Genomic DNA, 14,133 nt, shown 5'->3' with positions numbered 1-14,133 from the left:
CGTCGTGCGCATTCTTTCCCGGAGTTCCCTGGAGGAACAGGACCATGACCCGCATCAAGCGTCTCGCCGCCGTCGCGACCGCCGCCGCCGTGGCCGCCCTCGTCCCGTTGGCCGTCGCCCCTGCCGCCCAGGCCCGCACCTCCGACGCCACCCACTACGGCATGACCTGGGAGGTCCTCAACTACGGTCCGAGCGGCACCGTCCAGGTCGGTGGCCCCGGCGGCACGGCCAGCAACGCCTACCAGGGCGACACCGCTCCCTGGGTCTCGCTGCCGGTGCTCTGCCTCAACCAGGACGGCCGGTCCGCGCCGGCCGGCATCAGCCTCGGCTTCTACAACGGCTGGGCCCTGGGGAGCGTGGCGCTGAGCCGCCCGGTCAAGGGCTCGGAGCTGACCAGCGCCGCGGCCGCCAACGAGGTCTGCCGCTCGACCTTCGGGCGCAACTGGCGGCAGGCCGAGTTCCACGACGGCCACTACGGCCCGAACTACTCCTCGACCGGCGGCTGGACCTTCTGGGCCTCCGGCAGCCTGCCGCAGGGCGTGCGCTTCTGGACGTACATCAACGACCAGAACGCCAACCCCTGGAACTGACCCGCACCGTCGCCCGCGCCCAACGGCCGGCCCCCTGCCCACCCGGGCCGGGGGCCGGTCCCGCGCGGCCGGTCAACGGGCCTCCCCGCTCACCCGGCCTCCCTGCTCACCAGGTGTCCCCGGCCTCCGACCAGCGGGCCCGGGCCTCGTGCTCCGCGTCCAGGTGGCCGTCCAGCCGCCAGCGCGCCACGTCGTAGTCGGGCAGGTGGCTCCACGCCTCGGCGGCCGTCAGCAGGTACCGCCAGAGCCGGCTGAGCCGGGCCATCAGCTCCTCGAACTCCTCGTCGAAGGCGCTGACTTCCCGGTCCTGCCCGCCGGGCCCGCGCTCCTCGTCGGGCCCCGAGGTGCCCCCGGCCGCCTCCGCCGCGTGCCCGGCGAGCGTGCCGAGCACCTCCCGCGCGCTGCCGGTCAGGGCCGTGACCGTGTGGGTCAGGGCCTCCCCGATCAGGGCTTCCTCGCCACCGGGCCTCGCGGCCGCCTCCCGGAGCAGCACCACCCGCCGCTCGATGAACCCGGCCAGCCCGTCGATGTCCTCCACGGTGATGTCCGCGGTGTACCGCAGCGCCGATCGCCGAATGTCCGTCATCCCGCCGTCCCCTCCCACGAATCCCTCGACTCCCTCGAATCCCTTCGACGGGCCGGACCGGCACCCCGCCGCCTCCGGTCCGCACCCCCGAACCTCGGATATGGCACCGCCACCGGGGGCGGCAAACCCGGCGCACGGGAGCACGGCCGGGGGCGGAGCGGATGTGCCCCCCAGAAAGCTGGGATCCCGGGCCGGTTTCCCGCTTCGGCCGAAGCGGGAAACCGGCCCGGGATCCCAGGGGAAACGAGTCGGTGAGGGTTGATCAGGGTCGGTCAGGGGTCGGTCGGGGGGCCGGTCACGGCCGGGTGAAGGTGAGGTGGGTGACCCGGCTCGGGCTGGTGACGGACTCGATCCGGAAGCGCTTCTCCAGCCCCTCCAGTCCGTCCCACAGGCGCTCGCCCCGGCCGAGCAGGACGGGCACCACGACCACGTGCAGATGGTCGACCAGGTCCGCTGCGAGGAAGGCGCGGACGGTGCTCGGGCCGCCGCCGATCCGGACGTCCAGGCCGCCGGCGGCCTCCCGGGCGAGGGCGAGGACCTCCTGCGGGCTGCCGTCGACGAAGTGGAAGGTGGTGCCGCCCGCCATCTCCACGGTGGGCCTGGGGTAATGGGTGAGGACGAAGACCGGGGTGCGGAACACCGGGTGCGGGCCCCACCAGCCGTTCCAGTCGTGGTCCTGCCAAGGGCCGCGCTGCGGGCCGAACTTGTTGCGCCCCATGATCTCCGCGCCGATCCCGTCGCCCCAGGCCCGCGCCATGGCGTCGTCCACGCCGGTCTCGCCGCCCTCGCCGCCCTGCATGGCGCGGAAGGTGTGGGTGTGGAAGAACCAGCTGTGCAGGCGGTCGCCGGCGTGGCCGAACGGTGCCTCCAGGCTCTGTCCCTCGCCCGTGCCGTAGCCGTCGAGCGAGACCGAGAAGTTGTGGACGCGGACCAGGGACACGGGGCACCTTCCGGCGGGCGGGCGGGGTTCGGCGCGGCGGAAGGGCCGCGTCCGGCTCGCGCCGACTTTAGTCCGGGCCCGACCGGTTGGGCCGGGGACGCGCCGCCCGGGTCGTCAGCGCCGCCCCGGCCGGTGAACGCCGGTCCGGCCGGTGGGTGTCGGGCCGCCCGTGTCCGCCGGTCCGTGCCCACCGGCCCGCCCGTGCCCGTCCGTCAGTACCGGAACCATCCGACGAGCCGGGCCCACCAGCCGCGCCGGGGCTCGGCGACGAGGTCGGGGGAGGGCCCGACCGGCGTCGGTCCGGGCCACGGGGCCGACGCCGCCGGAGGGAGCGGTGGGCCGTCGATGCCCGGGAGGACGGCGGGTGCGGCGGCCGGCGGAGCGGAGTCCTCGGCGGTCTGCCGCTCGCGCGGGGTGAACTCGACCGGCAGCGCCACCAGATGGCGCGACAGCCAGGCCGAGGTCCAGGTCAGCTCCTCCTCCGGGACGGCGAGCCTGAGGTCCGGCAGCAGGGTGAGCAGGCAGTCGATCCCGGTCTCCGCGATCGCCCGCCCGATGTCCTGGCCCGGGCACTCGTGCGGGCCGCTGCCGAAGGACAGGTGGGAGCGGTTCCCGTGCAGCGGCTTGGCCAGGTCGGGCCGGACGATCGGATCGACGTTCCCGGCGGCGAGGCCGAGCAGCAGCATGTCCCCGGCCCGGATCCGCTGCCCGCCGAGCAGGGTGTCCCCGGTGGCCCAGCGGCCGGCGACCAGCGACATCGGCGGGGCGTCCCACAGGACTTGGTCGAGCCCGTCCGGCACGGTCATGTGGCCGCCCGACAGGTGGGCCCGGAACCGGTCGTCGGTGAGGATCATCTTCAGCGTGTCGGCGATCAGGTTGACCGTCGTCTCGTTCGCGGCCAGCAGCACGACCCGCAGGTGCTCCAGCACCTCCTCGTCCGTCAGCGCGGCCTCGTGCTGCATCAGCCGGGTGCAGAGGTCGGCGCCGGGATCGGTCCGCTTGCGCTCGACCAGCCGGCGCAGGGCCGCGACCACGTGGTCGTTGCTGGCGATGGCGGTCTCGGTGCCCTTCATGAGGTCCCGGGCGGCCTCGACCAGGCGCGGGCCGTACTCCTCCGGCATGCCGACCAGCTGGGTCATCACCAGCATCGGCAGGTGCTCCGCGAACCGGCTCACGAGTTCGGCCTCTCCGGCCGGCCCGAACTCCTCGACCAGTTCGGCGGTGTAGCGGGTGACGAAGCGGCGGACGCCGCGCCGGTCGGTGCCGTTCAGGCCGTCGGTGACGGCGCCGCGCAGCCGTCGGTGCTCGGCGCCGTCGGCGAAGACGCAGAGCGGCTGCCAGGCGATGACCGGCATCAGCGGCGAGTCCGCCCCGACCCGGCCCTCCTGGAACGCCCGCCAGCGGCGCGAGTCCCGGGAGAAGCGGGACGGCGTGCGCATCACGGTGAGGTTGGCGGAGTGGCCGAGGATCAGCCAGGCCGGCAGGTCGCCGTGCAGCAGGACGGGCGCGACCTCCCCGTACTCGGCGCGCAGCTTCTCGTACAGGCCGGACGGGTCGGCCTCGGCCTCGGGCCCGTAGAGGCGGCGGAGTTCGGCGACGGGCAGATCTTCGAGGCAGGGCAGGTCGCTCCCCGGTTCGGCGTCGGCCGGTCCGGCGGGCCTCGGGATGTCGACCCCCGGGATGTCGACCCCCGGGGTGTCGGTACCCGGGGCGTCGGCCCCGTGGGCGGGGCAGCCGGCGGGCGGGGCGAGGGGGGCGTCGTCGCGGAACGGGGTGGTCACGGTGTCTCCGGGGGTCGTCGTCGACGGGAGGGGGACGGACGGGTGGGGGAGCGGGGCGGGGACGGGCGGTGCGCTCACCGCGCGGTCAGCGACCCCGCCAGGTCGTAGAGGTAGTGCATGAGCGCGAGCAGCACGTCCCGTCCGGACTCGCGGACCCGGGCGTCGCACGCGACGATCGGGACCTCGGGCGGCAGGTCCAGCGCGAGCCGCAGTTCCTCGTCCGGGTGGGCGGGCGCGCCGGGGAAGGCATTGGCGGCGACCACGAACGGCACGCCCCGGTCCTCCAGCCGCCCGATCACGTCGAAGCTGACCTCCAGCCGACGGGTGTCGACCAGCACCACCGCGCCCAGCGCCCCCTCGAACAGGCCGTTCCACAGGAACCAGAACCGCTCCTGCCCGGGGGTGCCGAAGAGGTACAGCACCAGCTCGTCGCTGATGCTGATCCGGCCGAAGTCCATCGCGACCGTGGTCTCGGACTTCCGCTCGATCCCGGCCAGGTCGTCGACGTCCGCCCCGGCCTGGGTCATCGTCTCCTCGGTGGTCAGCGGACGGATCTCGCTCACCGCGCCGACCAGGGTGGTCTTGCCGACGCCGAAGCCGCCGACGACGACCACCTTGACGGCGGCGGTGGCCGAGTCCGGCAGCAGGTCCTCGTCGGCCGGCCCGCGCACCGTGTCAGAGGCGCTGAAGTCCATGCATCACCGCCTCCAACAGGGCACGGTCGGGGAGAAGCGCGGCCGGGACGGAGGCGCGCGCCTCGACCCGTTCCTCGGCCACGAGGTCGGCCAGCAGCACGGTGACCGCGCTGACCGGCAGCCGCAGGTAGGCGGAGATCTCGGCCACCGAGAGCGGCGATCCGCACAGACGCAGGATCGCCGCGTGCTCGGGCGGCATGGAGGGGGTGGGCTCCGCACGGGAGACGATCAGTGTGACCAGGTCCAACGCGGCCCGTCCGGCCGGTTGGGTGTGGCCGCGCGTGATCACGTAGAAGCGTTCCGGGGCGTCCTCGCCCCAGTCCCGGCCGGCTGTGCTCATGCGACGGGCTCGCCCCTTCGGGGAGGCGTACTGAGGTGCTCGCCGATCCGGGCGACCAGGTCGCGCATCCGCTGGCCCATCAGCCCGGCGTCCACGCCCTCGTCGGCCAGTACCGCCAGGAAGGCCCGGGCGCCGGCCGCCATCAGGTAGAAGAAGCCGCCGCCCATCTCGATCACCACCAGCCGCATCCGGCCGTCCCCGTGCGGGAACTCGTGGCCCACGGCCGCCGCCAGGCTCTGCAGACCGGCGCAGGCGGCGGCGAGCCGGTCGGCGGTGTCGGTCTCGGTGCCGTGCTGGGCCATCCGCAGTCCGTCCGCGGAGAGCACGATGACGTTCCGGACGTGCGGGACTTCGTCCGCCAGCTGCTTGAGCAGCCAGTCCATGTTGGTCCGTGGCTGAATCACCGCTGGTCCTTCCCCGTCGGGTCCCCGTTGTCGTGGTCGGCCGCGCCGGTGCCGTTGACCCCTTCGGTGAAGGCGGCCAGCCAGAGGCCCGGCTGCACCGCCCCCGCCGGGGTGGAGGGATCGGCACCGGGCCGGTCGGGTGGGCCTCCGGACCCGTCGGCGCGACCGGTCGGGCCCGCCGGGCCGTTCGAGGCCACCGGGCCGGTCGGGCCGTTCGGGCTCGCCGAGCCGTTCACAGCCGAGGCGCCGTTCGCGGCCGAGGCACCGTTCGGGCCCGCCGCGCCGCCCCGCGCGGCCGCCCGGCCGGTCGTGCCACCGGAGCGGGCGGTGGTGGTGCGGGTCGTCTGGGCGACGCCGATCCGGGCGGTCGGCGCGGCGTGCCGGCGCCGGCGGGGCAGACCGGTGGAGGTGCGCTCGGTCACCACCGGGACGTCCTCCCCACCACCGCTGAGCGGCCCCGGCAGCGAGCCGGAGAGCGGCCGTCGCGGCGGCGGCGAGGTGTGCGGACGGCGGTCGTCCACCGGCTCCGGACCGGACGAACCGGTGACCCCGATGCCGTGGGCGCGACCGGTGGCGGGCGCGGTGGTGATCAGCTCCTGCGGCACGACCAGCACCGCCCGCACCCCGCCGTAGGCCGAGGGGCGCAGCGAGACCTGGAAGCCGTACGCCCGGGAGAGCCGGCCGACGACGGCGAGGCCGAGCCGCGGGGTCTCGCCGAGCTCGTTGAGGTCGATGCCGGCCTGCGCCTCCAGCAGCATCCGCTCGGCGCGGGCCCGGCCCTCCTCGCTGAGGCTGAGCCCGCCGTCCTCGATCTCGATCGCGATGCCGGTCTGCACCTCGACGGCGGTCAGGTGCACGCTGGTGTGCGGGGGCGAGTAGCGGGTGGCGTTGTCGAGGAGCTCGGCCACCGCGTGGATGAGGGGCTCGACCGCCGGGCCGATCACCGCCACGTCGGAGACCGGGTGCAGCTCGACCCGCTGGAAGTCGAGGATCCGCGACATGCCGCCGCGCAGGACGCTGTACAGCGGCACGGCCCGGTTCCACTGGCGGCCCGGCCGTGCGCCGCCGAGGACGGCGATGCTGTCGGCCAGGCGGCCGATGAGGGCGTTGCCGTGGTCGACCAGCAGCAGGTCGTCGAAGACCGCGGGGTCGTTGCCGTGCCGGTGCTCCATGACGCGCAGCTCGGCGGCCTGCCGGTGGACGATCGCCTGCACGCGGCGGGCGATGTTGACGAAGGAGCGCCGGGCCGACTCGCGCAGCGCCTCCTCGTTCTCGACGGTCTCCAGCACGGCGCGCAGCAGGGTCTGCTGCGCGCTCCGGAACTCCGCGCCGACCGTGACGTCCTGGAGGGCGTAGGCGTGGACGAGGTCCTCCAGGCCCTCGCCGCGGGTGAGCCGGGTCATGGCGGCGGGCAGGACGGACTTGGCCAGCCGGATGTACTCGGTCTCCTGCCGGGTGAGCCGGCGGATCAGTTCACCCTCGCGCTGGACGGCCCGTGCGCGCAGTTCCTCCGTCGCCCGGCCCCGGCGGGCGGCCTCGGCGGCGACCAGGACCACGGCCAGGGTGCCCACCGCCGCGCAGACGGCGATGCGCAGGCGCGAGTCGGGGGTGGCCGTGGCCACGGCGGCGGAGGCCACGGCGGCCGTCACGACGGTGGGCAGGAGCCAGACGAGCACGGGGGCGGAGCGCCGGCGTCCGGGTGACGAACCAGCACCAAGCATTCAGAATCCTCAAACGATCGGAAGAGTGGGGGAACGGGACGGGTGGCCGGTGGGCCTCGGGGGTTCGGAGCGGTGCGGTGGGCGGGGCGCGCGGGTGGTGCGCGGCACGGTGGGCCTCCGCCGTACGGCGCCCGGGGACGGCGGGCGCGCGCCGGTGGCGGACCTGGTCGTGCGGACCGGACCCGTCGCCGGGCCGGTGATGGCACCAGGTTTACCGCGCCCCGCGCGCCCCGAACCGGCGCTCGCGCCCGGTTCGCCAATGCGAGCGGTCTCCGGGTGAACTTGCCCCGAGCAAGGGCCACTTCGTGCTAGGGCCCGGATCCGGGCGGTGGTGGGCGGTGCTCGGGGCGTCAGCGCGGGCCGGACCGCGTCCACCGAAAGGATGAGCCGCCGAGGGCCCGGCGGCCGGGTGACGGGGGAGGGTGGCGGGCCCGCTCGACCGGCGGGAGGGAGCCGGGAGCCGGGGCCGGAACCGGGGCCGGGAGGTGCGGGGAGGAAGTGGGAGGGGCGGGGAGGGAGTGGGAGGGGCGGGAGGTGTCAGGCGGGGCGGACTGCGCGGGGGCCGGTCACGGCGGCGCCGAGCGCGGTGACCCGCTCGCGCAGGCCCCGGTCCGCCGTGACGACCAGGCAACTCCGTTCGGGGCGGGCGGCGAGGGCCGCCGCGACGAGTGCGACGATCAGATCGTCACCACTGCCGCCGGCGGCCTCGACGCGCACCTCGGGTGTGGCCGTGACGCCCCGGGCCGCGCCCTCGACGACGAGGAGCACCTCCAGCGGGCCGGTCCGCGCCCAGGCCGGGACGTCGGCCCGCTCGCCCGGGACCCCGTGGCCGGCGACGGGCGCGAGCGCGTCCCGCAGCCGCTCGGCCGCACCGCGCCGGTCCCGCCACCAGCCGTCGGGCACCGAGCCCACCACGTTGGCGCCGTCCACCACGAGCAGCGGCGGCTCCGGGGCGGCCTCGTCGGTCTCGCTCTCTCCCATGGCGGGCCAGTCTGTCACGAACCTGCTGGACGACAGCGGGACGGGTGAGCGAGCGCGTGCGGACGGTCGGGAGCACCGCCCGTGCCGGTCCGCTCAGAGGTCGGGGAAGCACTCCTCGGCGAACTCCCCGCCGAACACCTGCTGCGCGTGGGTGAGCATCCGGCGGGCGTACACGGGGTTCCGGGCCAGGGCGGAGTAGCCGTCGCCCTCGACGGTCAGCAGCCCGCAGGTGTCGGCGAGATAGACGTCCAGCCCCGGGTACATCAGCTCGACGCACGGGATGTCGTCCACGTCGAGCGCGAGCACCGGGTACTCGCCGTGCGCGTCGCCCGAGCCGGTCGCCAGGACCCGGCGCGAGTCGGAACCGCCCGGGAGCAGGAAGCACTCGTCGAAGCGGTCGGAGACGCCGTCGAAGCAGGAGCCCCAGAGCTCGCCGAGTTCGTCCCGCGCCAGCTCGCCCAACGGCCTCGGCGTGAAGCGGTCGTCCTCGTCGAGCCAGCCGAACCGGCGCAGCAGCCCGGTGTCGAAGGCCAGCCAGCGCCGCAGGCTCGGCGGCAGCGGCCGGCCGCTGGGGAACACCGCCTCGGCCAGGGGCCCGGCCGGCAGCGGCCGGGGCTCGCCGGTCAGCCACGGCCCGGCCCACGCGCTGTAGTCCAGGATCGGCCGGTGCGGGTCCGCCTCGACGGAGGCGATCACGCGCTCGGTGAGCGCGATGCCGTGCTCGGCGGTCGGGGGGATCGGGGTCACGGGGTTCATCGGGGGGCTCAGGTCCTGTCCGCGGATCGCTCGACTGGTGCTCGGTCGCGCCGAATCTACGGCCCGCCTCCGACAACGCCCGGCCCCGGGGCTGCCACGAGGCTGCTGCGGAGCGGGTCTGACGGGCCGTCGGGTCACTCCGCCTAGGATCGACGGTTCACGAAACATCGATCCCGGAGGTCACAGGAATGTCGGAGCAGCGTGTAGTCGTCGTCACCGGCGGAGGGAGCGGCATCGGCGCGGCCACCGCGCGGCTGCTGCGGGCCGAGGGCCACCACGTGGTGGTGTCGGGCCGGCGGAGGGAGCCGCTGGAGCGGGTCGCCCGGGAGACGGGGGCGCTCGCGCACGTCTCCGACACCACCGAGCCCGACGGTGTCCGCGACCTGGTCGCGGCCGCCGTCGCCGGCTACGGACGGATCGACGGTCTGGTGCTCAACGCCGGTGTGGGCCGGGGCGGTTCGGTGGGCGAGGTGACACTGGAGGACTGGGAGCTGGTGATGCGGACCAATCTCACCGGCCCCTTCCTCCTGCTACGGGAGGCGCTGCCGCACCTGCTGGCCGCGCGCGGCGCGGTGGTGGCGGTCGCCTCCGTCTCCGCGCTGCGCAACGGTGCCGGCAGTGCCGCCTACGCGACCTCGAAGGCCGCGCTGCTCCAGCTCTGCCGCTCGCTGGCCGTCGACTACGGCCGGCTCGGCCTGCGGGCCAACACCGTCTGTCCGAGCTGGGTGCGCACCGAGATGGCCGACCGCAGGATGGCGCGGTTCGCCGAGGAGGCCGAGCTGGCCGGCGGTGTCGAGCAGGCCTACCGCGAGGCGACGGCGCTGACCCCGGCGGGCCGGCCGGGGGAGCCGGAGGAGGTGGCCGCCGCGATCGGCTGGCTGCTCTCCCCGGCAGCGGGTTATGTGAACGGCGCGGTGCTCACGGTCGACGGTGGGGTGACCGCTCTGGATCCCGGTACGGCGGCCTTCGGACTGCGCATGGAGCCGCGCTCGGGCGGCTGACCGGAAGACCGGTCGGGCGCCCGCTCGGTCGAGCGGGCACCCGACCGTCCGGACCGATGCAATTCGGCCATTGAAAGGCTGGAATCAGTTAGCGGCTTCAAAAAAAAGGCTGGACGGTAATCCTCCGCTTGAATCGATGGCATCATGTGGGGTGTGAAGCATGAAATGTCACATGGCTTCACTCTGTCGCCCCTACCCACGAACGGGAAAAGCCCGATGAATCGGCCCCTCGCCATCCTCGCCACCAGCGTCGCCCTGACCCTCGCCGGTGCGCTCCCCGGCACCGTGCTCGCCGCCCACGCGGACGCCTCCCCGAGCGTCCCGGGGACCTGCGTCACCAGCTACCGGGGTGTGGTGGTCAACGAGATCTGCGCCATCGTCAGTGGCGACCAGGTGACCTTCCACGGCCGCACCACGCCGACCAGTGTCACCTGGACCCCGCGCCCGGTGCCGTTCCGCCTCACCGCCAAGGTCGTCGACGGTGCGGAGCTCGGCACCGTCACGCCGACCGTCAACGTCAGCTGGTCCGCCACTCCGGTGGGCCGGATCTCCGGCGCCCTGCCGTGCGGCTCCACCGCCGAGGCGACCCTCGAAACCACCCAGTGGGGGTGGCCGCCGGCCGCCGTCACCCTCTCCGTCGCGGCGTCCTGCTGATCCCCGCAGAGACGTCCGCACGGCAAAGGGCCCTGCCTGGTCGGCCAGGCAGGGCCCATTTCCTTCGGTGCGTCAGCCGGTCCGGGCCGTTCCCGGCCGTCCCGGCGCTCGCTTCCCCCCGCTTCCCGACCGGGAACCGCCCACACGGTCCCGGCCGGTGTTCAGTGCGCCCAGTGGAGCCCGGGGCCGGACCGGCTGAGCCGGGCCAGGCGGACCAGGGCCACCGGGTGGTGCCCGGCCTTGCGGGGGGAGGGGGAGAGCCGGACGGTGGCCTCGGCCCGGTCCGGGCCGTCCGTCGCCGGTCCGGCGGTCGCGCTCGGCGCGTGGTGACGTGCACTCATCACTCGGGATCCCTCCTGGTCGGGGAGCGGCTGCCCCGCTCGCTCGCCATGACCACCAGGGAACCGGCCCGGACCGGCCGGATCAATGCGGGTGACTACCTATCGGCGGGCGGGAACGCTGGGGGCGCCCGCCGCGCGGCACCCACCGGCACGTGCGGGGCGCCCGCGCGGAGGTGCGGGTCGCCCGCGAGGACCTGCCGCGCCCGGCCCCGCGGGCCGGTCGCCCGCCGCCTCACTCGCTGCCCTCAGCCGCCGCCCTCGCCCGCCGCGTCCTCGGCGTCCGCCAGGGCCAGCGCCTGCGCCGTCCCGGCCCGGCCGGTGCCCAGCTTGGCCAGCACGTTCGCCACATGGTGCTCCACCGTGCGCGGCGACAGGAAGAGGGCCTGGGCGATGTCCTGGTTGCCCGTCCCCTGCGCGAGCAGCTCCGCCACCTGCCGTTCGCGCGGCGACAGCCGCTTGCCGTAGCCCCGGCGGCCGGGCGAGCCGATCCCGCCGAGATCGAGGTCCCGGCGCAGCTTCCGGCAGCGGGCGGTGTCCGTGGTGGCCCCCAGTTCCAGGTAGACCCGCTCGGCGGCGGCCATCCGCTCCGCCGCCCGCACCCGGTCGCGCGCGGCCAGCGCCGCCGCGATCCGCTCGTCGGCCCGCGCCGCCTCGTACGGCCGCCCGATGTCCTGCCAGTGGTCCCTGGCCCGGGTGAACGCCTCCGCCGCCTCCGGATCCCCGTCCGCGTCCAGCAGCAGCCCCCGGGAGAGGTGCAGCGACGCCGTCACGGCCGGCGCACCCCGGTCGGTGAGCGACTGCGTCGCCTCCTCGGTGACCTCCCCGGCCTCGGCCCGCCCGCCCGTCGCGAGCAGGGCCTCGACGGCGACCGGCAGCAGCTCGGCGGTGCGCGCCCACGCGTCGGCCTGCCGGGCCGTGGCCAGCGCGGGCCCCACCGTGCCGGCGGCCCCGGCGGTGTCGCCCTCCAGCAGTTGGAGGCCGCCGAGCCCGGCGGCCGCCCGCAGCGCCACCGTCACCTGCGACTCCCGCTGGCCGAACCGGGCGGCGATCTCGAACTCCTCCCGGGCCAGCGCCAGCCGGCCCCGCCCCGCCGCGAGCCGGCCGAACAGCAGTGAGCGCTCGGCACCGGCCATCGCCAGGTCGTCGAACTCCGCGCCCAGCCGGGCGAACCGGGGCTCCACCAGGTCCCAGCGCCCGGCCAGCATGTCGAGCCGGATCAGCGCGAGCCGGCTGTAGCACTCCAGGTACGGGATGCCCGTCAGCCGGGCCAGCCGGCGGCTCTCCTCCAGCAGGTTCGCGGACCGGCGGTCGTAGCCCAGCTCGATCGCGATCTCGCCCGTGTTGTACAGCGCCCGGGTGGTCTGCCGCATCACCTCGGGACGCTCCGAGTCGCGCGGCAGCTCGTCCAGCCGGTCCCAGACCGCCGGATCGGCGGACCGGGCCTGGAAGGTGAGCGTCGTGGCCCGCACCGCCGCGGACACGTCCTCGTCCGGGTTGGCCGCCAGCAGGTTCTCCGCCCGGGCGAGCCACTCCCCGGACCGGCGGCCGGCGCCGTCGCGCTCGTCCATGGCGATCGCCACCATGGCCCGGGCCGCCCGCACGGGGCGCTCCTCCAGCTCCTCCAGGGACTCCCGGATCCGGTCGAAACCGGCCCGGTTGCCGCTGTGCACCGCCATCAGGAAACCGAGCGCGAGCCGGATCTCGCCCCGGTCGGCGACCGGCAGCCGGGAGTCGGCCACCATGCCGCTCAGCACCTGCACGCTGGCCGCCGGGTCGACGTCGTCGGCCGCGAGCCGGGCCAGCGCCAGGGCCGCCCGCCCGCGACGGCGCGGGTCGAGGTCGGACTCGTCGAGCAGACCGCGCAGCATCCGCCGGGCACCGCCCGGATCGCCGAGGGCGGCGGCCTGGTCGGCGGCGGCCTGGGCGAGGTCCTGCCAGGCCGGGCGGTCGCCCATGGCCAGGGTGTGCTCGGCGATCCGGGCGAGCGGCCGGGGCTCCCTGGTCCCCAGCGCGGCCACGGCCCGCTGGTGCAGGACCCGGCGCCGCGGCCCGGCGACCCGCCCCTGCGCGACCTGCCGGGCCGACGGGGAGCGGAAGGCGTACCGGTCGGGCGCGGTCTCCCGCAGGACGGCCGCGTGCAGCGCCTCGGTCAGGCCGTCGGCCCCGGCCTCGGCGTCCAGCCCGGCGACGGCGGTGAGCAGCGCCTCGTCGGCGGGCACGCCGAGCACGGCGGCCGCCGCGACGACGGCCGCACCGTCGCCGCCCAGGCGGGCGAGCCGCTCGGTCACCGCGTCGCGCAGTCCGCGTGGGACCTCGGCGGCGGCCAGGACGGCGGCGAGGTCGCCGGTGGAGGTACGGCCGCTTGAGGCGCTGGTCCGCTCGGTCGCCGTAAGTCCGGTCGGGGTGCGTTCGGTAGGTGTGCGTTCGATCGGGGACCGTTCGGCCAGGGTCCGCAGGTCCTCCTCGACGGCCAGCGGAAGGCCCTGGCTGCGCTCGTACAGGACCCGCGCGAGTTCGGGGGTCGCCGCCGGGCCCAGCACCGACCGGGCCAGCGCCGCGACCTCCCGCTCGTCCAGGGGCTCCAGCCGCTCCAGCCGGACCGGAGCGCCGACGGCCCCGTGCCCCACACCGGCCCCGTGCCCGCCGGTCCGGGCGGGCGCCGGGCGGAAGGCCGCCCCGGGCGCCGGGGCGCCGGGCGGAAGGTCCTCGGGGCGGTAGGTGACCACCAGCGCGAGCCGGGGCGGCAGGTCACGGGCCAGCCGGACCAGCAGGTCGAGGGTCGCGTCGTCGGCCCACTGGAGGTCCTCGACCACCAGCACCGGGGCGTCGAGCGCCGTGAGCAGCGCCCGCACCCCCTGGGCGAGCAGTCGGCGCGCGGACAGCAGCGTACCGCCGTCCGGCGGCGCGGCCGGCAGCTGGGCGGCGAGGTCGGGCAGCACCAGGCGCAGCGCCCCGGTGCTGGGCGGCAGCTCGGCGGGCGGGGGCAGCAGGGCGGCGGCGTCCCGCAGGGCGTCGACCACCGGGCCGAACGGCTCCGGTTCGCGCAGCGGGTGGCAACGGCCGAGCAGTACCGGGCGGCGGGGGGCGGTGGCACTGGGAGGCGTGGGCGTCCCGTCCTGCGAGGTCGTTCCGTTCCCGGTCGTCCTGTTCCCGGACCTCTCGTCCAGGGCGCGGACGGCCTCGGCGACCAGGCGCGACTTGCCGCTGCCCGCCTCGCCCTCGACGAGCAGGACGGCCGGGGGCCGGGCGAGCGCCTCGGTCAGCCGGGCGAGTTCACCGACCCGACCCACGAAGGCGGCCCCCGGGGCTCCCCCCTCCGGCGCGGTCGGCGGCAACGGCCGGT

General features: G+C 75.8%; 14 protein-coding genes. 3 read left to right on the top strand and 11 right to left on the bottom strand.

Annotated features, from left to right (window positions below):
* The first annotated feature begins 44 nt into the window (after positions 1–44).
* Positions 45–590, top strand: coding sequence for a hypothetical protein (locus tag OG715_RS02830; RefSeq protein WP_266309179.1), 546 nt, complete (start codon positions 45–47; stop codon positions 588–590).
* A gap of 106 nt (positions 591–696) precedes the next feature.
* Here the strand turns inward: OG715_RS02830 and OG715_RS02825 are convergent, their stop codons facing one another.
* The 9 genes from OG715_RS02825 to OG715_RS02785 all read right to left on the bottom strand — a co-directional run bounded on the left by OG715_RS02825 (position 697) and on the right by OG715_RS02785 (position 8,785).
* The gene (locus tag OG715_RS02825; protein WP_327063885.1) at positions 697–1,176 is read right to left on the bottom strand and encodes a hypothetical protein; all 480 of its coding nucleotides are present in this window, start codon (positions 1,174–1,176) and stop codon (positions 697–699) included.
* A gap of 295 nt (positions 1,177–1,471) precedes the next feature.
* Positions 1,472–2,116 carry a dihydrofolate reductase family protein gene (locus OG715_RS02820; RefSeq protein WP_266309177.1) on the bottom strand — a complete coding sequence of 215 codons (645 nt, stop codon included), beginning with the start codon at positions 2,114–2,116 and terminating at the stop codon, positions 1,472–1,474.
* 212 nt (positions 2,117–2,328) lie between these two features.
* The gene (locus OG715_RS02815) at positions 2,329–3,897 is read right to left on the bottom strand and encodes a cytochrome P450 (RefSeq protein ID WP_407660940.1); all 1,569 of its coding nucleotides are present in this window, start codon (positions 3,895–3,897) and stop codon (positions 2,329–2,331) included.
* Positions 3,898–3,971: 74 nt separating this feature from the next.
* A complete protein-coding gene (locus OG715_RS02810) occupies positions 3,972–4,592 on the bottom strand; it encodes a GTP-binding protein (protein ID WP_327063884.1) in 621 nt (206 codons plus the stop codon).
* The gene (locus OG715_RS02805; protein ID WP_045945116.1) at positions 4,573–4,932 is read right to left on the bottom strand and encodes a DUF742 domain-containing protein; all 360 of its coding nucleotides are present in this window, start codon (positions 4,930–4,932) and stop codon (positions 4,573–4,575) included. The genes OG715_RS02810 and OG715_RS02805 overlap by 20 nt, the downstream gene beginning before the upstream one ends.
* On the bottom strand, positions 4,929–5,336 hold the full coding sequence (locus OG715_RS02800; protein WP_030301817.1) for a roadblock/LC7 domain-containing protein: 408 nt from the start codon (positions 5,334–5,336) through the stop codon (positions 4,929–4,931). The genes OG715_RS02805 and OG715_RS02800 overlap by 4 nt, the downstream gene beginning before the upstream one ends.
* Positions 5,333–7,012 carry an ATP-binding protein gene (locus OG715_RS02795; RefSeq protein ID WP_407660939.1) on the bottom strand — a complete coding sequence of 560 codons (1,680 nt, stop codon included), beginning with the start codon at positions 7,010–7,012 and terminating at the stop codon, positions 5,333–5,335. The genes OG715_RS02800 and OG715_RS02795 overlap by 4 nt, the downstream gene beginning before the upstream one ends.
* Positions 7,013–7,594: 582 nt before the next feature.
* Positions 7,595–8,038, bottom strand: a complete 444-nt coding sequence (locus tag OG715_RS02790) for an NTP pyrophosphohydrolase (protein ID WP_327063882.1) — start codon at positions 8,036–8,038, stop codon at positions 7,595–7,597.
* A gap of 93 nt (positions 8,039–8,131) precedes the next feature.
* Positions 8,132–8,785: a hypothetical protein gene (locus OG715_RS02785; RefSeq protein ID WP_327063881.1), complete on the bottom strand. Its 654-nt coding sequence runs from the start codon at positions 8,783–8,785 to the stop codon at positions 8,132–8,134.
* 197 nt (positions 8,786–8,982) lie between these two features.
* Between OG715_RS02785 and OG715_RS02780 the strand changes: the two genes are divergently transcribed.
* A complete protein-coding gene (locus tag OG715_RS02780; RefSeq protein ID WP_327063880.1) occupies positions 8,983–9,795 on the top strand; it encodes an SDR family NAD(P)-dependent oxidoreductase in 813 nt (270 codons plus the stop codon).
* A 216-nt stretch (positions 9,796–10,011) separates the two neighbouring features.
* On the top strand, positions 10,012–10,449 hold the full coding sequence (locus OG715_RS02775) for a hypothetical protein (protein ID WP_327063879.1): 438 nt from the start codon (positions 10,012–10,014) through the stop codon (positions 10,447–10,449).
* A 161-nt stretch (positions 10,450–10,610) separates the two neighbouring features.
* Here OG715_RS02775 and OG715_RS02770 read toward each other — a convergent pair whose 3' ends face one another.
* Positions 10,611–10,790 carry a hypothetical protein gene (locus OG715_RS02770; RefSeq protein WP_266309170.1) on the bottom strand — a complete coding sequence of 60 codons (180 nt, stop codon included), beginning with the start codon at positions 10,788–10,790 and terminating at the stop codon, positions 10,611–10,613.
* A gap of 245 nt (positions 10,791–11,035) precedes the next feature.
* Positions 11,036–14,080 (bottom strand): ATP-binding protein, encoded by a 3,045-nt coding sequence (locus tag OG715_RS02765; protein WP_327063878.1) that lies wholly within the window; start codon positions 14,078–14,080, stop codon positions 11,036–11,038.
* Positions 14,081–14,133 lie beyond the last annotated feature (53 nt).

This window comes from Kitasatospora purpeofusca (assembly GCF_036010405.1).
In the GTDB taxonomy this organism is placed as follows: domain Bacteria; phylum Actinomycetota; class Actinomycetes; order Streptomycetales; family Streptomycetaceae; genus Kitasatospora; species Kitasatospora purpeofusca.
The sequence above is the reverse complement of the archived record's forward strand: the minus strand, read 5'-3'. Positions and strand labels throughout refer to the sequence as shown.